The organism is Aequorivita sp. KMM 9714, assembly GCF_011065475.1.
Lineage (GTDB): Bacteria > Bacteroidota > Bacteroidia > Flavobacteriales > Flavobacteriaceae > Aequorivita > Aequorivita sinensis.
The window spans coordinates 460,232-485,021 of sequence record NZ_JAAGRO010000002.1 but is presented as its reverse complement, the minus strand read 5'-3'; the positions used below and the strand labels follow the sequence as shown (position 1 = coordinate 485,021).

Below are 24,790 nucleotides of genomic sequence, written 5' to 3'. Positions count from 1 at the left end.
TGATAGTTAGGTATTAATAGGCTTTTGGTTTGTAAAAACTTACAGTCATTAACACTTGCTTAGTATCATTTTAAGAATAATTTAGGGCTTTAAAAATATCATTTCACAATATAGGCCGTTTTAGGGGGTATAAGTCGAACTAATTCTAAAACCTAAACTTATGAATTTGATTAAAAATTTTAAAAAACCTTTACTCGCCATTGCTTTAGCGGGCGCATTTACAGCGTGTTCAGACGATGACGATTCGTTATCTGTTGAAGATGGAAATGGAAAGCTTGGTATTTATGCTTCAGCCAACTATTCTTCAAACGCAGGTAAAAACACCGTTTTGGATGGTCCAGTAGTTGAACTGTCTAAGTTCTTAATTAATTTAGAAGAAATTGAGTTGGAGTACGATGATATCATCGGAGATGACAACTTCTATAATAGTGAAGAAGAGATTGAATTAAAAGGTCCTTTTGAATTGGATTTATTATCCCCAACTCCAGTTGTAATTACTATAGTAGATGCACCTAATGGTCGTCTTGAAGAAATTGAATTCGAATTTGATAAAAACGAAAATCCAGATAGCGAAATTTATGAGCAGAGTATAAGAATGGAAGGAACTATAGACGGTGTTCCATTTGTATTCTGGCACGATTTTGAAGAAGAACTAGAAGTAGAGTTCGACGAAGGAGAAACTAATACTGTTATATCAAACGATCAGAATAGTGTTGTAATTAACTTCGACCTAAACAGTGTTTTTGACGCTACAACAGGTGTAGATCTTTCAAACGCAGTTGACGGAAATGGTGATGGAGTTATTGAAATTAGTCCTAACGATGAAGATGGAAACCGCGATATTGCAGATGCAATGAAAGAACACATAAAAGATAAAATTGATTTACTTGACGATTAATCTTGTAAACAAATAATTCCACTTTTATCACCGGCTCCAATTTGGAGCCGGTTTTTTTTTGAATAATTATCACTTTCACAATAAATTCAGGTTTTCTATAGTAGTTTAATAATTTTCATTTTTTATTTAATAATTTGATTGATAAAAATTGGGCAATAAAATCTTCACAAGTTTTATAATCTAATAAATTGATTGTTCGTCTATTACCACAATTATTAAATTGAAAAAACCGGACTATTTAATCTTTTAAAATTCTTCAAAAGCCCTTGATTAGCCCGTAAATCCTAACATCCTAATTTTGGATTCCGATATATTAATGACATATTTGGTAAAATTTTAATAATTAAACCAATATAATGAAGAACAAATTACTTAGAAAAGGGTCAATTTTATTAGCGTTGATGATTTCATTCGCTATGACCCAAACAATGAATGCTCAATACTGTGTTCCAGAAGGGACAAACTCTGATCGATTTATCGATAATTTTTCAACTACTAATGGAGTTGAAAACATTTCAAACTTAGGAAGTGGATTTTCAACCGGCGGTTACGGCGACTTTTTTGATACGCATACCTTATCACAAACTGCTGGTGGCTCAGTTGATTTTTCTGTAGATATTGAAGACGAAACTGCTGGATTTAGAATTTGGGTTGATTGGAATCAAGATGGAGTTTTTGATGTAGCTAACGAAGTTGCATACTCATCATCATCATACGACACTAACCACACAGGAACTATTAGCGTACCTGCTAATGCCCCAGAAGGTGAAACTAGAATGAGAATTGTAAGCCATTGGTTAAGTTCATCTGGCGATATTGATCCTTGTGTAACAGGTTTTACTTACGGTGAATTTGAAGACTATAAGCTTATAGTAACTGGACTAAGTTCTTGTACAGGAACACCTGATGGAGGTGTTACATCGGTAGATCCAACATCTGGAAACCCAAGCTCAACGTATACTGTATCAGCCCAAAACTACACAGTTGCTGGTGAAATGACGTACTTATGGCAGTCTAATACAAACAACGCAGGTTGGGAGGATCACGGTACAGCATTTGCTTTTTATGAAGATTTTACTGCAACGGCGTCTAGCGAGGTAGGAGATATTACAGAATGGAGGTTAGAAGTAACTTGTACTGCATCTGGAGAAACTTCTTACTCTGATGTGTCAACTTTTACAACAGAAATTTCATATTGTGGAGCTAATAGTAGTAATGTTGAAGCAATTTCTAAAGTTGTTTTTGCAGGAATTGATAACGATTCTCCAGTGTCAAGTACATTAGGATATGAAGATTTTACTGCTATAGTAGCGCAAGTAGAAGCTGGTGGAACATATAGTTTTGCAGCCGAAGGTAATACAGGTGGAAATTTCACAAATTATTTTTCAGTGTGGATTGATTGGAACCAAAATGGTGTGTTTGAAACAACCGAATTTGTAGAAATTGGTTCAATTATAAATTCTGATGGAACAGATGGGCAACAAGCAGTTAATGATATTGTTGTTCCTGTTGATGCAGTTGAAGGTGAAACCCGTATGCGTATCAGAAAAAACTTTAACTCTCCTTCTTCAAACCCTTGTGGGACTAACACATATGGACAAGTAGAGGATTATACTGTAAATGTTGCAGGTACTGCGCCTTTCCCAAGTCCTTATTGCGATATAGAAGATGCTGTTGATGTAATTGTTGAAGAAATTACTAAAGTTGAATTTGCAGGAACAACTATTACAAACGAAGACACAACTTCTGTATTAGTAGATAAAACTGATATTGTTGTGAATGTTACTGCAGGAGAAACTTATACAATTAGTGTAGAAGGTAACACTTATGGTGATTTTGAAACCAATATCGTTGCATTTATAGACTGGAATCAAAATGATATATTAGACGATTCAGGTGAAGTTTATGAATTAGGAACTTTACAAAATTCAACTGGAGACGATGGAATTTCAGTGAGTATGGACATTTTGGTTCCTTCAGATGCTGTAGTTGGAGCTACAAGAGTTAGAATTACAAAAACTTATTTTGATGATCTTTCTGATGCGATTGTTACTCCTTGTGGTATTCAATTTGATCCATTCGGAATGGGAATTGAACCAGGATATGGTCAAGCTTTAGATTTTACATTAGAAGTTGAAGAAGCGAGTACTGTAGATTGTTCAGGAACTCCTGAAGCAGGTATCACAACTGTTACTCCAGAAGAAGGTGAAGTTGATACTGAATACACGGTTGCGGCTACTGGGTTTACAACCGGAACTGGATTGGAATACCAATGGCAATCTAATACAGATGGTGCTGGATGGATAAATGAAGGAGATGCATCAGATACTTTCTCTACATATTTAGCAACTGCACCTTCTGAAAGTGGAGTTACGGTTGAGTGGAGATTAGAGGTTACTTGTACCTTATCATCAGAAACAGCATATTCTGAAATTGCAACATTTACAACTATAGAGACTTCGCTTTATTGTATTCCTACATTAGTTTGTAGTGATGGAGATAATATTGTAAATGTTACTTTCCAAGAGATAGATAATACTACTGACTGTAGTGCTGGTGGATATTCCGATTATACTTCAATGGTAGCTACTGTTGAAGCTGGTGGTACTTATCCAATTTCTGTAACTGTAGGTAATGGATGGGATGTTGAATCGGCTTCAGTTTGGATTGATTTTGATAACAGTGGAAGTTTTGATGAAAATGAATTCTTTTACATTGGAACAGGAACCGGAGAAACTCTAACCGAAGATATTGCTATTCCTGCAGATGCTGCAGATGGAAACTATAGAATGAGAGTTCGTGTAGCAGCAGTTCCAGAGACAGATGCTACTTGGGATATGGCTTGTGATGAAGATCAAGGATATGGTGAAACTGAAGACTACACAGTTACTGTTGATGGTGTAGCAGGAATTAATGACTACACAAGTTCTAATTTCACATACTTCCCTAACCCAATGGAGAATGAGTTAAACATTACTTCCAATAAAAACATTGAGTCTATTTCAGTGTATAACTTATTAGGACAAGTTGTGATGAACAATGTAAATTTTGCAGCTGGTAAAGTTGATGTTTCTTCACTTTCTACAGGTGCTTTCTTATTCCGTGTTACTTTTGAAGACGGAGTAGTTGAGAACTTTAAAGTTTTGAAGAAGTAAGAAATACTTTTAGACTGTATATTATAAAGCTGCCCTTTTTAGGGCAGCTTTTTTTTTGTAGAAAATCATTAAATAATCCCATATAATTCCTTCCTCATGATTTCTAAACATTGGGTTTGTTCGACGTAAATTTTATGAATATATTTGGTAACATATTAACAATAAAACCTAAGTAATGAATATTAAACTACTTAAAAAACAATCATTAATTTTAATTTTAGCTTTTTTATTGTCTATTTCTCATAATGGTTATGGGCAGTCTCTAGATAGTTCTCTTGACTCAAACAAAACGGTAATTTTAGACTGTGGACAAGGGGATGACAGCAATAATTTTGAGAATGGAAAAGAAATAGCAGGTGCAGAAATTATTAGGCATGCAGACGATTTTGACGTTGCTCCAAACAGCACTTTAAATATCCGTTCTGTAGAGTTAAATATAATGACGCTCCAACCTATCAATACTTTAGACTTAACATTTTATAACGATGACAATGGTTCTCCGGGCAGTACAGTTTTGGAAACAATCACTGGTCTTGAGCCATATGCCCAAGTGCCAATAGGATTTGCATTTAACGCCTATAGTGTTTATACAGTTATGGTAGAAGTAGATTTAACTTTTGAAGGAGGTGCTTCAGGTGCTAAATATTGGATGGAACCGGTAGGTCAAAATAGTAGCGTTGAGGTTTACTGGGAGATTAACACTTCAGGAACTTTGGGGAAACCAATACATGGTAGAGCAGGAGGTCCGTGGATTGAAAGTACAGATGGAGCGCAAGGAGTTTTTAAATTACATTGCGAGGTTGCTACGCCACCACCATTCGAGTGTATGTTTGATATTAATGCTTGGGTAGAGCCAATTACTAGAGTTGTAATGGCTGATGTAGATAATACATCATCTCCAACTAGTACATTGCCATTAGAAGACTTTACAAGTACAGTAATTAATGCTGAAGTAGGAGCATCAATCGATGTTGCACTAGAAGGAAATACTGAAGGACCTTATGATAACTTTTTTACGGTTTTTATAAATACAGCCGGAACAGGTGAAGAGTGGAGTACTTTTGAAGCTTTTGAGATTGGTTCTATCAATGGATCTACAGGTACAGATGGACAGCAAGCAACTGCAACAATTACTTTGCCTAATAGTTTAGAGGAAGGTGAATATCTGTTACGAGTAGTAAAGAATTTTAATGTTTCACCATTAGACCCTTGTGTGAATTACGCTTATGGACAAGCTGAAGACTATACACTTAATATAGGTGGCACAGTTGGAGTTAACGATTTTTCAAATGTAAAATTTACTTATTACCCTAATCCAATGGGGGATGAATTGATTATAAATTCTAAAGAAAATATTGAGACTATCTCAGCTTATAACCTATTAGGTCAAGAGGTGTTGAGCAATCATAAGATTACTAATGGTAAAGTAAATGTTTCTGAGCTTACGGCTGGAACTTATATTTTCAAGATTACTTTTGAAAACGGAATTACTGAGAACTTTAAAGTTGTGAAGAAGTAATTTCTAACCGAATACTTAAATTAATTAAAGCTGTCCTAGTTAAAGGGCAGCTTTTTTATTGAATGAGTTTTGAAATATAAAACACCTAATTGCTGATTATTGTAGTAAAACCGAATTCTTCATATCAAAAGCTAAACTGATATAAGTGTTGTTGTTGAATTCAAACTCATCTATAATTACCCAGCCTAATTTTTTAGTGTGAGCCTTTTCAGAAATTACATTTACTTTATTTATAAAGGTAATAGAGATAGGATACTTCTTATAAAACTCTATTCTCATCTCCTCAAAAAGCTGATTGAGTAATCCCGTTCCTCTATATCTTTTATCTATACATATAGGTCCGTATTGGAAAGTGTTTTCGGTGGTAATTTTATTTCCGTTAAATGAAAGTTGAGGCAACCGAGCTATCATTACCTTGAAAATATCCCATTGCTCAAAATACTTCCAACTTCCAGCGAAAGCATAAGCTACAACATCGTTAGTTTCATTTTCTGCGATAAATAATCCATTAAGGCTAATAATTTCTTCCAATTGGGAAGTTGTAAAAGGAGTGGTTACAAAACCTTCTTTACGTTCTTCTTCACTTAAATTGCGATATAGATACTTCTCCTGAAGTAAAAGAACGCCTTCAATGTCCTGTTTATAAGCCAATCTTGTATTTATCATAACTTCAGAATTTAGAATGAGAACTACTATGAAGCTATTTCTTCCTCTTTTTTATTGTTCGGCAAAACAGTTTGAAGTATTACAGCAATAGTCATTACAATTACACAACCAACTAAGTTAAGCCATAAATAAGGCATTAAATCGATATACCAGAAGTAGATTATTATTACTTGAGTAATTAGCGCTGCAATGAAAACCGCTTTGCTACGCACATATTTTATGAAGAAGGCTAGTAGGAAAATTCCTAAGACGTTTCCATAGAAAATAGATCCGATAATATTTACTAACTGAATAAGGTTGTCAAATAAATTTGCTGTACAAGCTACACCAATAGCAATTACTCCCCAAAGAAGCGTAAAGCCTCGCGAAGCTGCAACGTAATGCTTTTCACGTTTCCCTGGTACATTTCTTTTGTAGAGGTCTATTGTGGTTGTACTTCCTAAAGCATTCAGCTCTGAAGCAGTCGATGACATTGCCGCACTTAAAATTACAGCAAGTAATAAACCAATAAGTCCGCGTGGAAGGTTTGTTAAAATAAAATGTATAAAAACGTAATCCTTATCGTTAGTTTCAGCATTAGGATTTGCTTTCTTTATAAGTGATACCGATTGATCGCGAAGTTGTTTTTCACTCTTGTTTAAGTCTTTTATCTCTTGTGCGATGCTTTGTTTTTCAGCATCTGTTTCTGCTTTTGAATAGCTTAATTGAGCTGAGTTTAATTGTAAATCAAGCGCACTTTTCTCCGCTTCTAAAGCAGTGTATTCATTTGAATACTTCGATTGTTTTACATCTTTAACTGCAGAAGGATTAAAGTGAAGTGGAGAGCTATTGAATTGATAAAACACAAAAACCATTATACCTACAAGCAGAATAAAAAACTGCATTGGTACCTTTAGCATACCATTCATAATTAGCCCCATTTGGCTTTGCTTAACACTTTTTCCAGAAAGATAACGCTGCACCTGACTTTGATCTGTACCAAAGTAGGAGAGGGCTAAAAAAGAACCTCCTATAATTCCACTCCAAAATGTGTAACGATTATCAAAATCGAATGAAAAATCAAGAATGTCCATTTTTCCGTTGGCACCTGCAATTTCTAGTGCTTTGGTAAATGTAATGTCTAGTGGAAGGTAGTTTAGAATTAAAAGGAAAGCAATCAGCATACCGAAGAAAATCACAGCCATTTGTTGCTTTTGAGTAACACTTACGGCCTTTGTTCCACCACTTACCGTATAGATTATAACTAGAACTCCAATTATAACATTTAAGTAAATAAGGTTCCATCCAAGAACAGCTGAAAGAATAATAGAAGGAGCAAAAATGGTAATTCCACAAGCCAAACCTCGTTGTATCAAAAACAGAATTGCCGTTAAGGTTCGAGTTTTTTTGTCGAAACGACTTTCAAGGTATTCGTAGGCTGTATAAACGTTGAGCTTGTGATAAATAGGAATAAATACCAAGCAAATAATTACCATAGCTATTGGCAATCCAAAATAGAATTGCACAAAGCCCATTCCGTCGTGAAAAGCTTGACCTGGAGTAGAAAGAAAAGTAATCGCACTGGCTTGTGTAGCCATTACACTTAATCCTATTGTCCACCAATGAGCGTTGTTTCCACCTTTTAAATAATCACCCGTATCTTTTTGCTGGCGCGATTTCCAAGTGCCATAAAGTACGATAAATACTAGGGTTCCGATTAAAACAATCCAATCTATCTGCTGCATTTAGGCGAAGTTTTGCATTAGTAAATAAAACAAATAGATGTACACAGCATTCAAAAGAAGTACTATCGTAAAACTTCTTTTCCAAACAAATTTTTGTTTTTCCTCATTCATAATTATATAAATTACTTTCCTATTGATAACATATTAGCAAATATTCTAAATGCTCCTGGAACACCTGCAGGAAGTTCCCTGAAAAAACTTAAACCTGTATAAATATAGTGTCCTTTGCCATATTTGGCAACTAAGAGTGAGCCTTTTGTTTGAGCTTCCCCACTGTCTTTCATACCCAGAATTGGTGTAAATTCTTTTGCCCATTCATCAGGGAAATACAAACCGCGTTCCTGTACCCAACCTTCAAAATCTGCTTGAGTGATTTTGTTTGGTGTATTCATTACAGGGTGTTTTGGTGATAGAAACTTTACATCAGAAAACTCATCAGTAACCCTGTCTCTTGAAAGTTTTAAAGAGTAAGGTGCAAGATCTTTTGTTACTAAATCGTGGCTTGTGTTGTATTGTACAATCATTGTCCCACCATTTTCAACGTATTTGTTCAAAATAGGTTGTGCAAAAGCTAAGTCTGAAACTACGTTATAAGCGCGTATTCCAACTACAATTGCATCAAAACCTTTTAATGATTGTTCTGAAATGTTTGAAGGATTTATAGTTGTAACGGAATACCCAATTTGCTTCAGGCTTTCTGGAATAGCATCGCCAGCTCCGTTTATATATCCAATACTCTGACCTTTCTTTTGAATATCTATTTTCGCAACTTTTGCTTCGGAAGGTAGAAGTACACTTTGATAAGGTATGTGGTCATAATCGATAAGCACTAACTCCTTATCAAAAGTTTCATTTTCAGCATTTATAATTGTTTGTAAATACCCTTCACTTTGATTATTTGGTGGAGTAACTTTAAAACTAAAAGTTTTTGTTTCACCTTTTCGGCTCAGCTCAAAATTTTGCTGACTTGGTTCAATTTTCCAGCCTTCAGGATATTTTAAACTTACATTCCCTGAAATATTATCTTTTCCAGCTCTAACAATTACCGAAACATTTCTTGAACTATTATCTGCGAAAATTAAAACCTTCTCAGGAATTGAAGCGGTAACTTTTGGTAGAATTTCAAGAGGACGATACACTTCTCCTTTTACGGGGTCGTTGAATTTATATATGATATCCTTAGTAAATGGAATTACAGTATTTCCAAATTGAAGTTCAAAAATTAACTGTTCAAATACAGGGGTTTCTCCAAGGCCAATTAATTTCTTTGGTGCAGCATACATGCCCACTGTTCCTTTTTCATTTAGCCAATAGGGTGAGGAGTAAGGTGGGGTGTTTTTTTCTGAACGAAGGGTAAGTTCAATATTTTTTTTGTTGTTAAATGGAAGCGATTCGGTAGTATTCCAAAGTGCTTTTCCATTAGCATTTTTAATCGATTTTAACGCCACACTATTCCCTCCTCGATTAACTGCTTCAACTGTTACATTAAAGTTGTCGTTAGGATTGATTGTGTTTTCTTCGGAAACTGCTTCCAAGAAAATTCCGCCACAATCTAAAATGAGTTGTTTTAGTTGCGCTAACTTTATTGCTCTCCAGTGCTTATCTTTTAAGTTTGACACAAGTGGATAGGCTTCCAATAATTGCGGAAGCATTTGTGAAGGATTTTCAAAGTTGAAGTTTTCTTCTAAAGGCTTTAGGATAGCTGCAATTTCATTTCCTCCTTCAAGTCTCGACCAGTTAGTGTTTATTCCTTCAAAAAGATTGTTATCTGAAGGTTTTGAACCTTTAAGAATTTCCAAATATTCAGTTTCAGAACCACGGGAGCCCGTACTTCCGAATCCTTGTGATTTGTGCATACTTCTACTCAACGAGGCTATTTCACCATTGGATAATCCGAGAGAAGGAAAGTAATTACCAATTTCTACTTTTACGTGATCTGATTTATCTGCTTTTTCAAATTTTTCTTTACTTCCATAAAACCAATACGATGTATTAAAAAACAAACGTTGAGGTTTCCATGTACCGTGTTCATTTGCAGATTCAGGGAATTTTGTTGCATCATTTGCCAAGTCGAAACCTTCTAAACTCAACATGGCCGAAGCTGTGTGATGCCCGTGTGTGCTACCAGGACTACGATGGTCGAAACGGTTTACAATGATGTCTGGTTTAAACTTTCGGATGGTCATTACTACATCGCTTAAAACATCCTCTTTTTTCCAAAACTCAAATGTCTCATCTGGATTTTTGCTATACCCAAAGTCATTGGCGCGAGTAAAAAATTGCTGCCCGCCGTCAGTTTTACGAGCTTCAAGAAGTTCTTGCGTACGAATAACGCCAAGTAATTCTCTAAGCTCTGGGCCTATTAGATTTTGCCCGCCATCACCTCTTGTTATTGAAAGATAGGCAGTATTTGCGTGAACATCATTTACCAAATACGAAATTAGCCTTGTGTTTTCATCATCGGGGTGTGCAGCAATATATAATGCCGACCCTACAAAATTTAGTTTTTGAAGGTTGTGATATATTTCGGATGCGGTTGGTTTTTTCGGGGCTTGAGCAGTAGCAGCTAGTGTAAATAATAAAAGCAGAAAGCTATAAATCGATGTTTTTTGCATAAAAATAGTACTGTTTTATTCGATAATTTTTCAAAGATACCTATTTGAGAAAACTATATGGGAGGCAACTCTTCCTTATTTTTCTCGAGATTTTGTAAGTGCTCTTGAATTTCTTCTGGGCGAATAATACTCACACCTTTCTGAAGCATCATACTATTTGGGTAGGTAATAATTTCATTGTCTGGGGTATGCAGGATAATATGAAATGTTTTAATATCCTCAATAGTTCCTTCGCAAGGGGCTTCCTTATCGTGAATTTTTATATAATCCCCGATTTTATATGGGAAAGTAAAAAACATAATCACCCCACTCGTAATATTGCTAAGTATAGACCACTGAGCAAAAAACGCAATCCCGATAACGGCAAAAACCGACGACATCACTAATCCTAAGTTTTCAAAATCAAGTCCCCAAATAATAAAGAATCCTAAAGCACCTAAAAAATAAATAGAATAATCTATATGCTTCATTATAAGACCTGTGCGGTGCTCCAAACGTTCAATTTTGTCGGTGAAATTTCGAACTGTTCTTTTTAAAATTATTCTTATCAGGATTAGTACAACTATTAGAATGATAGATTCTAATAGTTCTGGGTATATTTCTTTAAGGTTTATCATATTAGTAGGTTTTCAATCCCAATGAATCGCGAAGGTGCAAAAACTCATTTTTGTTTTCTTTCCAATAAGCGCTTTGTATACGCTTAGATTTTATGGCAGTTGTTTTAAGATGACTAGTGTCATTAGTTTTTTGAGCATTTACCTCTTCCCATTTTTCAATTTCATATGGAAAATTACTTTGAAAAAATAGCGTTAGTTCTCTTTGTAAATCAGGATAGTTTAAGGTGTAAATTGAAATAGAATCCCCTTGCTTTAAACTTGCTGTAGCATTGTAGGCTTTTACTTCTTTATGATAAAATCTCAAGTATTCAAATGAAGGGATTAGCGTTAAATTACCCGTAGGTAATTCTTCTGGGTTTATACGGATGAGGTTCCAAAGTTCATTTTCTAACCAAGTTTTAGGCACACTAAAATTTTTATCACCTTCATCAGCAAAGTAAGAGTGGCTTTTAATTTCGTATTCATTTCTATTGTTGAGTTGCATGTAAACCTGCCCACACCATTCCTGCACACTATTACTGATCTTTATTGCATTTTCTTGAGTAGAAATTGGACTAAATGTGCTTGTCATTACAGAATAAGGATAGATACCAGTATTGAAGTTCTTAGTTTGATTTAATTTTAATACTGAAATATTTTCTTTGGAATCGTTATCTGCTTTTACTTGTTCCTTGGGTAAGAAATTTTCTGAAACAAAAATGTTTACCGCTTTCCCTTTTCTAATTTCACCGTAGCGTACTTGAGATAAATCGTACGAAGTAATTTCTGCCTTTCCGCTGTACCAATAATCTTTAAACTCTTGCGAAACGTTTCTGTAGGCAACATCTTTTTCCTTAATGGTCTCTTTTTGATTTTTAGAGAATTCTTTTTTTTCTTCGGAAGAATTACAACTAAATAAAAATAGAGATAGGAAAAGTACTGCAAGAAGTCTGAAGAGATACATGGGCGAAGGTTTTACGTAAAAATAGCAAAAAATCAGCGCTCGACAATCTCGGTTAACGTTTTATAAACAAGGCGGGTAGGTAATCCCATTACATTAAAATAGCAACCTTCAATTTTCTCGATTCCTATATATCCAATCCATTCCTGAATTCCATAGCTTCCCGCTTTGTCAAAGGGTTTGTAAGTTTTAATATAGTAGTCAATTTCCTCTTCAGTGAGCGTTTTAAACCAAACCTTTGTAGTGTCGTTTACTGTAATTTGAAACTCTTTGGATGTAAAACAAACGGAAGTTATAACTTCGTGAAATTGGCCGCTTAAGCTTTTAAGCATTTCTTTGGCTTCTTGACTATTTTTTGGTTTGCCAAGAGCACTATTATCCTTCCAAACAATAGTGTCGCTAGTAATTAATATATCGTTAGTTTTAAGTGATCTAAACGCGGATGCTTTAAGCTGAGAGAGGAAATCCGTAATTTCTTCTCGATTTAAATCTGAATTGTATTTTTCATCAACCTCTTTTACTTGAATGGAATAATCTACATCCAAATCTTTAAAAAAAGCTTGTCTTCGTGGCGAGCCTGAAGCAAGGATGATATTGTAGTTTTTTAATTTTTCTTTTAGCATTTTTAATTCAAGGTTTCTCTGTGTTGTGGTTTTATAGATAGATTTGTGAAACCACTTATTCAAGATTTAAATTATTTACTCCAAAACTACATATTGAAAAAGCGGAATTGAGCAAATTCCCAAAAACATTACAACTTTTAATACTTTAGAGAGTAATGCGTAATGTTTTACTGTTTTTGCGTCCCAAATTTTCACACAGAAAAAGAGTAGGGGTCCTACAATTGCAAAAAGGAAGTAAAGTGATAAAACTTGATAATTGTAAAGGTATTCGTACATGTAATAAATAATCCCGAAAACCATCAAGGCCGCTAATACAAAAACAATTCTACTTGTTCTTTTTCTACCAATAGCAATTGGCAGCGTGTTTATACCTCCTTTTTTATCACCGTTTATATCTTGTAAATCCTTAACTATTTCACGAATAAAATTAAGTGCTAGCGCAAAAAATGAAAAGTAAAGCACAACTTTAAAAACCGCCGATTGTAATTCCTTATTTTCGATTGTAATTGCAGGTAACAAATCAAAAAGCGTTACCATTATAAGACTCATTGCAACTAAAAAGGAGACTACTAAATTTCCTAAAAGAATAATTCCTTTTAAATAAGAAGAATACAAATAAAGCAAAGCAGAGAAAACGATGAAAAGCGCAGCAAAACCTGGCTTCCCGATGCTGTTAGAAAGATAAAACCCTATTCCTACACCTATAACATTTAGGGCGATAAATAGGTTGTTCGCGGTTTGTTCCGAAATCTTTTTACCGATTAAAACTTTCTGTGGCTTGTTGATTCTATCAATTTCAACATCATAAATATCATTGATAATATTTCCGGCTGCAGCAATGCAAAGTGTTGCTATTACAAGCAAAGCAAAATTGAAATCACTTAGTGTAATATCAACTTCAAAAGGTATAAAAAGCCCATACCTAATAAGTATTTGCACCAAGGCGATAAAAAACAGGTTTTGGTAACGAACTAGATTAAGGTAATTCAAGAGTTAGATTTTAAATTCAGCAATTTTGTTAGGTGTCAATCTTCAACTTAAATTAATCGTATTTAGCACTAACTTTTTCAGTCATTAGCCATTTTCCGTGTACTTTTAGCACTTGCTCAATAACATCTCGAACGCATCCTTTTCCACCGTTTTTATGTGAAACGTATTTAGAGATGTTTTTTATTTCCGGTACTGCATCTTGTGGGCATGTAGGCAAACCAACTTCCTGCATTACTTCATAATCAGGTAAATCGTCACCCATATAGAGAATGTTCTCTTTCTTTAAATTATGAGTTTTTAAGTAGTCGTCTAAAATTTCAGTTTTATTATGAGCTCCAAGAAAAACATCTTTTATTCCTAGATTTTGAAGTCTCACTCTCACGCCTTCATTAGATCCACCAGAAATAACACATACATTAAAACCTTTGTCTACAGCAGTTTTAAGTGCATAGCCATCTTTCACATTCATTGTGCGAAACATTTCACCTTGGGTGTTAACTTGGATGCTTCCGTCGGTAAGAACACCATCAACGTCAAAAATAAAAGTGTTTATGTTTTTTAAATATTCTTTATAACTCATTTTCTTATTTTTCTATGAATACTCATTTTCTTATTTAAAATTGTTCTTTAAGGCATCAGTAAATAGTTCGTAAACTTTTCTATAATTACTGTCATCCAACAAATTTAAGTGTTTTTCAATGGTTTTAACGTCATTTCGTTTTGCTGGACCTGTTTGTGCCTCTTTTGGGGATAGGGTTTCAATTTTTAAAGCTGTTTCCTGAATTAATGGCCTAAGCAAATCAAAAGGAAGGTTTTCCTTATTTAAAATATCACCGCCTATATGATATAGGTAATTGGTGAAATTATTTACAAAAACTGCAGCTAAATGTAGTTTAGCCCTTTCCTCGGATGAAATTTCTGTAACATTTTCAGAAATGGTCTCTCCCAACTTTTGAAGTATTTCCAAATCTGAAGCGTTTTCGGCTTCTATACAAATTGGGATATTCTTAAAACTAACTTCTCGTTGTTTTGAAAAGGTTTGCAGTGGATAAAAAATTCCACGTCTGTTGTTTTTAGAAAGTACATCCATAGCCGCGCCGCCTGAAGTGTGTACAACCAATTTATTTCGAAGGGCCAAGCTTTCAGAAAAAGATGAAATAGCGTCGTCTGGAATGCCAATAATATAGACATCGGCTTCTTCAATTTCTGAAATTTTATCAGTAAAAGAAATTGATTGAGATGAAGAATCTAAGTCGATTTTACTTCTGTTAAAAACCTGTTTTACAGTTGCTTGACTGCTGTTTTTAAAAGCTTTGAATAAGTGGCTATTTACGTTGCCAAAGCCTAAAAGAATCACATTTATCATAACGCGAAGTTAGCCTTTTTATAAATTTCAAAATTGATTTTGAGGTTAATTATATTCTCTTTAGATAAGTCGAATGTTAGATTTTAATTTTCTCAAGTCTAAAGTCTTATTCTCACCTAAACACTTTATGCTTGATAATTTTCACTTCACCTTCTTGCTCTAGTTGCTTGATGGCTCGAATTACGGTTTCAACTCTTTGTCCCGTTAAATCTGCAATTTGCTGTCGAGTGAGTTCTACTTGAAATAATTCGTCGCTTCCATATTTCTTTTTTAGAAAATCTATCAAAGTCAAAATGCGATGTTCTGGAGAGTGAACAGATATTTCTTTTAAAATTGTGGCTTTATAGTAAAGTCGTTTAGCTAAAGCTTTGGTGAATTTTAAATTGATTTCAGGATTGTGGGTGAGTAATTCAAACAATTTTGTTTTCGGCAGTTTGTAATACTCTGTTTGTTTTACTGCTGCCGCTGAAGCGGGATACTTAAAATCTGCAAATAGAGGAGGCTCCGCAAAGCTTTCACCATTGTAAAAAAATCCTTGAACAAATTCCTTCCCGTCATCGTTTACATTAAACATTTTCACCTCTCCAATTTTTATCTGAAAATAGAAATCTGCACGAGTATTTTCGTTTAAAATAATCTCTGAAGCGGCAATGTTTTCTAGTGTTGCTTCATAATCTAATAATAATTCTTCAGGAATCATCTCTTTATGATTTGCCTCATAAAATAAGGCTTGGTTCGCTTTGTAAATTTACTCCAAATTATACAAAACCCTAATATTATGAGACATCTATCTATAAAAGAAATGCAGCACGAGTTTTCAAAGGACTATTATATGTATATTCCCTTAACAATCATTCTAAATAGTTGCGTGGGTTCTATCGCTGCGATGGCAATTTTGGCTCAAGGTACAAGTTTATTGTCGGGAATAGAACTTACAATTGTCGTCTCTCTTTGTATGGGCTATAACGCAGCACTTTTGGCGGGCTCTAATAAAAACTTCGCCTTTTGGCTTTTAACAGTAAGTATGGTTGTAAACATATTGCTGATTTTGATAACTTTGCTGTAAAAACAATGAAAAAGAAAATTGAATCTCGGGAAGATGTATCCTTACTTGTAAATACTTTTTATTCGAAAGTCAGGAAAAACGAACTTCTCGGACCTATTTTCAATGGAATCATAAAGGATTGGCCTTCACATCTGGAACTACTTACAGATTTTTGGGAGACCAATCTTTTCTTTCAACGAAAATACTTCGGAAACCCAATGCATGCTCATGTTGAAGTTGATAAGAAAGTGGGCGGTACAATCAACGAACTTCATTTTGGAACGTGGATTAATCTATGGCACGAAACCATAAATGAACTTTTTGAAGGCGAAACAGCCGAAATAGCCAAAAATAGAGCTAGAAATATGGGGACATTTCTGAATTTAAACATATTCAATTCTCGAAATAATTAACTTCAATAATTACTGAGTTTAATAGGTAAAAATCAATGTGTTTAACGAAAATATTGAATTAAATTCAAGTATTTATAACATTAAATAAACGTGTGTTTTAGCAGTGTAAGTACTATGTGTTTTTAATAGATTAAATGAACGCAATTACTTATTTTTGCAGCAAAATTTATCGAAATGCAAAAAAAGATTGCTTCCGTCCTTTTCTCTACCAAATTAACAGCAGTTTTATTTATCGTTTACGCCATTGCAATGGCAGCGGGTACATTTATGGATGCAGACTCCCAAAGTCCGCCAACGCCATATACTCGTGAACTTATTTACAATGCCTGGTGGTTTGAAGCAATTATGGTATTGTTTGCCATAAACTTCGTAGGAAATATTTTTAGATATAATCTTCATAAACCTAAAATGTGGGCTACTTTATTGCTTCACGTTTCTCTAATTTTAGTTATAGTTGGAGCTGCGGTAACAAGATATATCGGCTTTGAAGGGGTGATGCATATTCGTGAAGGACAGACAGAAAATTCTATTCTTTCTGAAGAAACCTACCTAGACGTATTTATCGATGGAGATTACATGGTCAATGGTGTAGCGCAACGCAGAAAAGTAAAACCAAAAAAACTTCGTCTTTCTGAAAAGTTAAATAACAACTTCACTATAAACACTGATTATAACGGCAAGGATGTTACAATCAAGTATAAGAATTTCATCAAAGGTGCTAAGCAAGATTTAAGAGAAACTGAAGATGGCGAAGAATATATAAAGATAGTTGAGTCTGGAGATGGAGAACGTCACGAACACTGGGCTAAAGTGGGTGATGTTTCTAATATTCACAACATTCTTTTTGCTATTAATAAACCTACTGATGGTGCGATAAATATTACTTTTTCTGAAGACGGGAATCACACAATTTCTAGTCCATTTGCCGGAAACTTTATGCGAATGGCAGACCAAATGGAAGGGGAGGTTGTAGCCGACAGCGTTCAACCGTTTAATATGCGATCGCTTTACCGTATGGCAGGAACATCATTTGTAATTCCTGATCCAATTACTAAAGGTGAATTTGGAATGGTTAAAGCTCCAGCAGATGAACCTAGCAACCAAGATGCACTTATTCTTGAAGTTTCTACTGATAATGAGACCAAAACAGTTGAGCTACTTGGAGGAAGAGGAACTTCGCCAAATCCAAACGAAGTGCATATCGATGGCTTAAAAGTTTATATGTCTTACGGCTCTGAAAGTATTGAACTTCCATTTTCTATAACATTAAACGATTTTATTGCTGAAAAATATCCTGGTACTGAAAAAGGGTATTCTTCATTTATGAGTAAGGTTACTGTTATCAATGAGGATAAAACACATTTTGACGCCGATATCTTTATGAATAACGTACTAGACCATGAAGGTTACCGTTTTTTCCAATCTGGATTCGATCCTGATGAAGGAGGAACAATTCTTTCTGTAAACCACGACTGGTGGGGAACTTGGATTACATACATTGGTTACTTCTTACTATACGTTGGATTAATGGCAATTCTTTTTACTAAACACAGTCGTTTTGGTAAGCTTGAAAAAACGCTTACTAAAATTAAAAAGAAGAAGAAAAACATGATTACTGTTTTGGTGCTACTACTTTCTTTTAGTGGTATGGCACAACACAGTGAGCACTCAACGCATAGACCACCTGTTGATAAAGCAAAGATAGATTCGTTAATCGTTGCTAATGCTGTAAGCAAAGAACACGCAGCCGAATTTGGACACTTGATTATTCAAGACAATGGGCGAATGAAGCCTATAAACACTTTCTCAAGTGAATTATTAAGAAAAATAAGCCGAAGCGACCACTATCAAGGATTGGATGCTAACCAGGTGTTTATTTCGATGACGGAATTTCCTAGACTATGGGTTGAAGTGCCTTTAATTGCGCTTAAACGCGGAAACGATAGTATCCGTCACGTTGCTGGAGTTTCTGAAGATCAAAAAAATATTTCGCTATTAGATCTTTTTGACGACAAAGGAAATTACAAACTAGAACCATTTTTGGCGGCTGCAACAAGCACTAATACTCCTAACCAATACCAAAAGGATTTTATAAAAGCTCACGAAAACTTTTCGCTTTTAAACTCTGCATTAAGTGGAGGGATTTTAAAAATCTTCCCAATTCCAAATGATGAGAGTAAGAAATGGGTTTCATACCCAGAATTGAATGAAGCCAACCTAACAGGAATGGACTCGTTGTATGCTAAAAACATACTTCCGTTGTATTTTGATAGCCTTAAAAAAGCACGTGAAAACGGTGATTACTCCAAATCTGATGAGTTATTAGAGAGTATTACCAATTTTCAGAAAAAATACAGCGCAGATATAATGCCTTCTGAAAATAAACTGAGAGCAGAAACTTTTTACAATAAAGTTGATATTTTCAATCGCTTGTATAAATACTTCGCAGTATTTGGAATTATAATGATTGTATTCATTGTAGCTCAGCTTATAAAAGATCGAAAAGTACTTAGAGTTTTAATAAGATCTACAAAAGTTATTATGTGGGTTTTATTTATAGCAATGACGCTAGGGCTTGCTTTACGCTGGTATGTAAGTGGTCACGCACCTTGGAGTGATGCTTATGAGTCTGTAATTTATGTAGCATGGGCAACAATTTTCTTTGGACTTTCTTTTGGTAACCGTAGTGATTTAACTGTAGCAGCTACATCGTTTGCGGGTGCAATTATTCTATGGGTTGCACATCAGAGTTGGTTAGACCCTTCTATTGCAAACCTACAACCGGTACTTGATAGTTATTGGTTAATGATTCACGTAGCAGTAATTGTAATGAGTTACGGTCCATTTACACTCGGAATGATGCTAGCAGTAGTTTCTATGTTCCTTATGATTTTCACTACCAAGAAAAACTTTAAGCGAATGGAATTAAACATTACCGAGCTTACAGTAGTGACGGAGTTAGCGCTAACTGTTGGATTGGTTCTGCTTACCATCGGAAACTTTTTAGGTGGACAGTGGGCTAACGAAAGCTGGGGTAGATACTGGGGCTGGGATCCAAAAGAAACTTGGGCACTTATTAGTATTATGGTTTATGCTTTCGTAATCCACGCTAGGTTAGTACCAGGATTACGCGGAAAATGGACATTCAATATGTTGGCGTTGTTTTCATACGCTTCAATTATGATGACTTATTTCGGAGTAAACTTCTACTTAAGTGGTCTTCACTCTTACGCTAGTGGTGATGCACCTGCAACACCAACGTTTGTATGGTGGATTACTTTATTTGCAGTAGTATTAAGTGCGGTGTCTTACTTTAGATACAAGAAGTTTTATATTAAGAAAAAGAAAAAATCCAAACGAGTTAAGTAAAACCTTAATTCGTTTGGATTAGTAATAATTCTATTTTATAAATAACTAAAAGCCAACAGCAGTATCGTCGCCGCGATAGTCTGCACCGCCTTGTAATTTGCCGTTTTCTAATCTTAAAATTGCATCAACTTTTCCAATAATTGGATCAGTTTCGAGGTTTTCAGGATATCCTTTTTGTTTTAATTCCTCAATGATTTCACGAGGGAATCTTTCAAATTCATATCTAACAGCATCAGGTAACCATTGATGATGGAAACGAGGTGCATCAACAGCTTCTTGCATATTCATATTAAACTCATAAACATTTAAAATTGTTTGTGCTACCGAGGTGATAATTGTAGAACCTCCAGGCGTTCCTACTACCATAAAGAGTTCACCATTCTTTTCAACAATTGTTGGTGTCATAGAGCTTAACATTCGTTTTTGAGGGGCTATAGCATTAGCTTCGCCTCCTACGAGTCCGTACACATTAGGTGCTCCTGGTTTTGCACTAAAATCGTCCATTTCATTGTTTAGGAAAAAGCCTAGTTCACTAGCGTAAAGTTTAGAACCATAAGCTGAATTTAATGTTGTAGTAGCCGAAACTGCATTTCCAAAGGAGTCTACGATAGAATAATGTGTGGTTTCTGTATTTTCATACCCCATAATTACTCCTGGTTTTACTTCTGAAGAAGGCGTAGCAGCATCAAAAGAAAAACTTTGCATTCGCTGTGATAAATAGGCGTCATTGAGAAGTGAATCTGTTGGAATTTCAACAAAGTCGGGATCTCCAAGGTAAAAACTTCTGTCGGCATACGCACGACGTTCGGCTTCAGCAAGCACCTGAATGTATTTTGCACTGTTGTGCCCATAGCTAGAAAGAGGAAAGGGTTCAACCATTTTTAAGATTTGTGATAAACAAATTCCACCGCTGGATGGAGGTGCCATCGAAATTACTTTTAAATCTTTATAGTTAAAAACAATTGGCTCACGCCACTGTGCTTCGTAGGCTGCTAGATCTTCTAGCGTTATAATTCCTCCTTTTTCATTTAAAAAGGAGACTAATTTTTTAGCTGTTTCTCCTTCATAAAACTCAGAACGTCCGTTTTGAGCAATTAACGTTAAGGTATTTGCTAAAGCTGCGTTTTTAAGAGTGTCACCTTTCTTATATGTTTCAGTAAAAAGATTTTTTTCACCGCTTACTTCTTCAAATATGGTTTTGTAATGTTCCAACCTTTTTGCCTGTTGTTCGGTAATAATATATCCGTTTTTAGCAAGGTCGATAACAGGTTTTAAAATTACTTCCATTGGTAAACTTCCCAACTTCTCGTGTACTGCAAACATTCCTGCTACTGTACCAGGCACGCCCACAGCAAGCGCTCCTACAGAGCTTTTTTCGGGTATAAAGTTTCCTTCTTTGTCTAAATACATGTTTTTTGTAGCGGCAATAGGAGCTTTTTCACGATAGTCTAAAGACCCTATTTCACCGTATTCGCTGCGGTAAACCATAAACCCACCGCCACCTAAATTACCAGCATAGGGAAAACAAACAGATAATGCCATTTCGGTAGCTATCATAGCATCAAAAGCATTTCCACCCATTTTTAGGATTTCTGTGCCAATGCGAGAAGCTTCTTCTCTAGCTGAAACTACCATTGCACTATCAGCTACTACAGCTTCTTTGCTTTCGGTTTTCGGTTTTTCGTAGCTGTTTTGGGTGGTAACTTTTTCTTTGCAGGCAAATAGTAATAAAACAATTAAAATTAATGAGTAATGTTTCATAATTCGATAAGTTTTTGGTTAGAATGTATTATTAATTCATCAAAAAATGAGGTAAATTCAGATTCAAATTCTTCGTAATATTCTTCGAGTTCCACTACTGCTAAGTTCATTTTTGCAACTCCTTTAGTGCGTACATTCATTTGGGCTAGTATTTTTCCTATACCTTCAACAGTGGCGTAGCTCAGCAACCAGTTATCAGCTATCATATACGGCATCATTCGCTGAATTCTAGCGGGAAGTATGGTGAAGTTATTACGAAGCAACTCATAAAATTCTTCAACATATTCATCCAAAGGTTGATCGGAATATTTTTTCCAGTTTTTTGCAAGATAATGGTCGTAAAGTATATCTACAATTACGCCACTATAATGGCTGTAGTTTTTGTGAAGTCTCTTGGTGCTTTTATGAACAGTGGGGTGAGAATCGGTAAAGGAATCGATCTCGCGATGCAATAAAATACCTTTTGCAATCTTAGGCGGGTATTTTAGGTAACGCTTTCCTTTTATGCCATCTGCAATAAAATTGCCAATTGTAATTTCGTCGTCATCTCCGGAGAGATATATATGTGCTAAAAAATTCATTCAATAAATATATGTATTTTTGATCTGTAAATACTGAAAATTGAAGAGGTTACCCAATTTAGACCCGTTGCGGTTTTTTCTAGCATCCCTTGTGTTGCTGTTTCACTTGCCTCAACTTTCCGCTAACCAGGGACTTCCTTATTTTGATGGGCTTCCTATATTTCATCGTGGTTTGGAGGCCGTTTATATGTTTTTTGTACTTAGCGGGTTTTTAATTATTAGAATTATTTACCGCGCCAAAATTCGGGGTACATTCTCTATTAGAGACTTTTACATTAAAAGAATTCTGCGAATATTTCCTTTGTATTATCTAGTTTTAGGTTTTGGATTTTTCTTTTACAATGTGATTTTACCCTATTTAAATATTTATTTTGAGATAAAATATACGTGGAAGGAAGCTCTGTTATATAATGTTTTCTTTCTACCGAATGTGTTCGCAAAAGTTTACGAACCCGGTGGAATTATTGAAATTCTATGGTCAATTGGGATTGAAGAACAGTTTTATTTATTCATAGCCCCTTTACTTTTTTTTATTAAAACCAAATGGATTTTGCCAATTCTAAGCGCTTTGCTGCTTGGGTATTTCATTCTATACTGGTCAAATATTTTTGAAGTACTTCGCAATTATACTTTTGTGTTTTTCTACCTTTTCACAGGTGGAGTTATTGCTATACTTGAAGAAAAGAAAATGTTAGAGATTTTTAAACGTAGAAAATTTTTTCCTCTGCTAGTTTGTTTGGCAACATTACTGTTTTATTTTACCGATATATTTATGTTTGAACCTTTGTGGCTTCGTTCTTTAATAACCTGTTTGTTATTCGGATTCTTTGTACATACCTTGGCATTCAACAATCGCGGAGTGGAAATGAATAATAAAATAATTAATCATTTTGGAAGTATTTCGTACGGAATATATATGTATCACGCCATAATTCTAAACGCTGTTGTATTTTTGTTTTTAGAACTAGAAATCCTTCAAAACCTTAATAAAAAATTAACCGTATTTTTGATGCTCCTGCTTACCTTCGCAGGAACTATTTTAATAGCTCATATATCGTATACTTACTTTGAGCTTTACTTTTTAAAATTGAAAAATAAATTTAGAAAATGACTTTAATTAAATCTATATCAGGTATACGCGGAACAATTGGCGGCCTACAGAGTGAAAACTTAACTCCAATCGATGCTGTAAAATACGCTGCTGCATACGGTAGTTGGGTAAAGAAACAACGCAACAAAGAAACACATAGAGTAGTGGTGGGTCGTGATGCCAGGATTTCTGGTGAAATGATTCAGCAATTGGTTATGAACACCTTAGTAGGGATGGGTATAACGGTAATAGACCTAGATCTTTCTACCACTCCTACAGTTGAAATGGCAGTAATGATGGAACACGCCGACGGTGGAATTATCCTTACAGCTAGCCACAATCCAAAGCAATGGAATGCTCTTAAATTATTGAACAATAAAGGTGAGTTTTTAAATGCTGCAGCGGGACAAGAAATTCTTGATATTGCTGAAGGAGGAAATATAGAATTTGCAGAAGTTGATGACTTAGGCGAAATTCATAAAAACGATGCCTATATAGACTTACACATCGATGAAATTTTAGATTTACCTCTAGTAAATGTCGATGCTATTAAAGCTTGTAAGTTTAAAGTAGTGGTTGATGGTGTTAATTCAACAGGAGGAATAGCGATACCGTTATTATTAGAAGCTTTAGGAGTAGAGCCAGTAAAATTATATTGTACTCCAAACGGTCATTTTCCTCACAACCCAGAGCCTTTAAAAGAGCATTTGGGCGATTTGATGAAAATGGTAGTAGACGAAAATGCCGATTTCGGAATTGTAGTAGATCCAGATGTAGATCGTTTAGCTTTTGTTGATGAAAAAGGTGAAATGTTTGGGGAAGAATACACTTTAGTAGCTGTTGCTGATTATGTTTTAAAACATACACCAGGAAACACTGTTAGCAATATGTCTTCGTCTAGAGCCTTACGCGATGTTACCGAAAAACACAACGGAACTTATACGGCTAGTGCAGTTGGGGAAGTGAATGTGGTTGAAATGATGAAAGAAACCAAGGCTGTAATTGGCGGTGAAGGTAATGGTGGAATAATTTATCCAGAATTGCATTACGGTCGTGATAGCTTGGTAGGAGTAGCTTTATTCTTAAGTCATTTGGCGGAACAAAAAATGGCTGTTAGCGAACTTCGTAAAACATACACTTCATATTTTATGAGTAAGAAGAAAATTGAGCTTACTCCAACATTGGATGTAGATGCAATTTTAAAAGCTATGGAAGCCAAGTATGCATCAGAAGATATCAATACCATAGATGGAGTTAAAATTGATTTCCCTGAAAATTGGGTACACTTACGTAAATCCAATACAGAGCCTATTATTAGAATATATACCGAAGCCAAATCGCAAGAAGAAGCAGATAGCTTAGCCGATAAGATTATTGCTGAAATTAAAGCAATAGCTAATATTTAGTAAACATCATAG

At 35.0% G+C, this 24,790-nt stretch carries 20 protein-coding genes; 8 read left to right on the top strand and 12 right to left on the bottom strand.

The genetic code is table 11. The features are described from left to right. The first annotated feature begins 160 nt into the window (after window positions 1-160). The 3 genes from G3A46_RS08475 (at window position 161) to G3A46_RS08465 (ending at window position 5,572) form a co-directional block, all read left to right on the top strand. Window positions 161-898 carry a hypothetical protein gene (locus tag G3A46_RS08475; RefSeq protein ID WP_165148740.1) on the top strand — a complete coding sequence of 246 codons (738 nt, stop codon included), beginning with the start codon at window positions 161-163 and terminating at the stop codon, window positions 896-898. Between the two features lie 356 nt (window positions 899-1,254). After that, window positions 1,255-4,053, top strand: a complete 2,799-nt coding sequence (locus G3A46_RS08470; protein ID WP_165148737.1) for a GEVED domain-containing protein — start codon at window positions 1,255-1,257, stop codon at window positions 4,051-4,053. 175 nt (window positions 4,054-4,228) lie between these two features. Further along, complete coding sequence (locus G3A46_RS08465; RefSeq protein ID WP_165148734.1) at window positions 4,229-5,572, top strand: T9SS type A sorting domain-containing protein; 1,344 nt, start codon at window positions 4,229-4,231, stop codon at window positions 5,570-5,572. Window positions 5,573-5,668: 96 nt separating this feature from the next. Here G3A46_RS08465 and G3A46_RS08460 read toward each other — a convergent pair whose 3' ends face one another. The 10 genes from G3A46_RS08460 to G3A46_RS08415 form a co-directional block, all read right to left on the bottom strand. Then, a complete protein-coding gene (locus G3A46_RS08460; protein WP_165148731.1) occupies window positions 5,669-6,238 on the bottom strand; it encodes a GNAT family acetyltransferase in 570 nt (189 codons plus the stop codon). Window positions 6,239-6,264: 26 nt separating this feature from the next. Further along, window positions 6,265-7,962: a sodium:solute symporter gene (locus G3A46_RS08455; protein WP_165148728.1), complete on the bottom strand. Its 1,698-nt coding sequence runs from the start codon at window positions 7,960-7,962 to the stop codon at window positions 6,265-6,267. 122 nt (window positions 7,963-8,084) lie between these two features. Continuing rightward, window positions 8,085-10,577, bottom strand: coding sequence for a PIG-L family deacetylase (locus G3A46_RS08450; protein WP_165148726.1), 2,493 nt, complete (start codon window positions 10,575-10,577; stop codon window positions 8,085-8,087). Window positions 10,578-10,630: 53 nt separating this feature from the next. After that, window positions 10,631-11,194, bottom strand: coding sequence for a mechanosensitive ion channel domain-containing protein (locus G3A46_RS08445; RefSeq protein ID WP_165148723.1), 564 nt, complete (start codon window positions 11,192-11,194; stop codon window positions 10,631-10,633). 1 nt (window position 11,195) lies between these two features. Beyond that, on the bottom strand, window positions 11,196-12,137 hold the full coding sequence (locus G3A46_RS08440; RefSeq protein ID WP_165148720.1) for a septum formation inhibitor Maf: 942 nt from the start codon (window positions 12,135-12,137) through the stop codon (window positions 11,196-11,198). A 32-nt stretch (window positions 12,138-12,169) separates the two neighbouring features. Continuing rightward, the gene (locus tag G3A46_RS08435) at window positions 12,170-12,757 is read right to left on the bottom strand and encodes a Maf-like protein (RefSeq protein WP_165148717.1); all 588 of its coding nucleotides are present in this window, start codon (window positions 12,755-12,757) and stop codon (window positions 12,170-12,172) included. Between the two features lie 75 nt (window positions 12,758-12,832). Continuing rightward, window positions 12,833-13,747 carry a geranylgeranylglycerol-phosphate geranylgeranyltransferase gene (locus G3A46_RS08430; protein ID WP_165148714.1) on the bottom strand — a complete coding sequence of 305 codons (915 nt, stop codon included), beginning with the start codon at window positions 13,745-13,747 and terminating at the stop codon, window positions 12,833-12,835. A gap of 52 nt (window positions 13,748-13,799) precedes the next feature. After that, the gene (locus tag G3A46_RS08425; RefSeq protein WP_165148711.1) at window positions 13,800-14,327 is read right to left on the bottom strand and encodes an HAD-IIIA family hydrolase; all 528 of its coding nucleotides are present in this window, start codon (window positions 14,325-14,327) and stop codon (window positions 13,800-13,802) included. Between the two features lie 30 nt (window positions 14,328-14,357). Beyond that, on the bottom strand, window positions 14,358-15,113 hold the full coding sequence (locus tag G3A46_RS08420) for a DUF2520 domain-containing protein (RefSeq protein ID WP_165148708.1): 756 nt from the start codon (window positions 15,111-15,113) through the stop codon (window positions 14,358-14,360). A gap of 112 nt (window positions 15,114-15,225) precedes the next feature. Next, entirely contained in the window at window positions 15,226-15,813 is a 588-nt protein-coding gene (locus G3A46_RS08415) for a Crp/Fnr family transcriptional regulator (RefSeq protein WP_165148705.1), read from the bottom strand. Between the two features lie 78 nt (window positions 15,814-15,891). On the opposite strand from G3A46_RS08415, the gene G3A46_RS08410 reads away from it, so the two are divergent. The 3 genes from G3A46_RS08410 (at window position 15,892) to ccsA (ending at window position 19,940) form a co-directional block, all read left to right on the top strand. Next, entirely contained in the window at window positions 15,892-16,179 is a 288-nt protein-coding gene (locus G3A46_RS08410; protein WP_241836871.1) for a hypothetical protein, read from the top strand. A 5-nt stretch (window positions 16,180-16,184) separates the two neighbouring features. Beyond that, window positions 16,185-16,571, top strand: coding sequence for a group III truncated hemoglobin (locus G3A46_RS08405; protein WP_165148702.1), 387 nt, complete (start codon window positions 16,185-16,187; stop codon window positions 16,569-16,571). Window positions 16,572-16,745: 174 nt separating this feature from the next. After that, the gene (gene ccsA, locus G3A46_RS08400) at window positions 16,746-19,940 is read left to right on the top strand and encodes a cytochrome c biogenesis protein CcsA (protein ID WP_165148699.1); all 3,195 of its coding nucleotides are present in this window, start codon (window positions 16,746-16,748) and stop codon (window positions 19,938-19,940) included. Between the two features lie 45 nt (window positions 19,941-19,985). Here ccsA and ggt read toward each other — a convergent pair whose 3' ends face one another. Next, window positions 19,986-21,701: a gamma-glutamyltransferase gene (ggt, locus tag G3A46_RS08395; protein WP_165148696.1), complete on the bottom strand. Its 1,716-nt coding sequence runs from the start codon at window positions 21,699-21,701 to the stop codon at window positions 19,986-19,988. Beyond that, a complete protein-coding gene (locus G3A46_RS08390; RefSeq protein ID WP_165148693.1) occupies window positions 21,698-22,282 on the bottom strand; it encodes an ACP phosphodiesterase in 585 nt (194 codons plus the stop codon). Before G3A46_RS08390 ends, ggt begins: the two co-directional genes overlap by 4 nt. A 40-nt stretch (window positions 22,283-22,322) precedes the next feature. Here G3A46_RS08390 and G3A46_RS08385 point away from each other — a divergent pair, with 40 nt between their 5' ends. Together G3A46_RS08385 and glmM are read left to right on the top strand one after the other, a co-directional pair. Beyond that, entirely contained in the window at window positions 22,323-23,393 is a 1,071-nt protein-coding gene (locus tag G3A46_RS08385; RefSeq protein WP_165148690.1) for an acyltransferase, read from the top strand. Next, window positions 23,390-24,778, top strand: coding sequence for a phosphoglucosamine mutase (gene glmM, locus G3A46_RS08380; RefSeq protein WP_165148687.1), 1,389 nt, complete (start codon window positions 23,390-23,392; stop codon window positions 24,776-24,778). Before G3A46_RS08385 ends, glmM begins: the two co-directional genes overlap by 4 nt. Window positions 24,779-24,790: the final 12 nt, after the last annotated feature.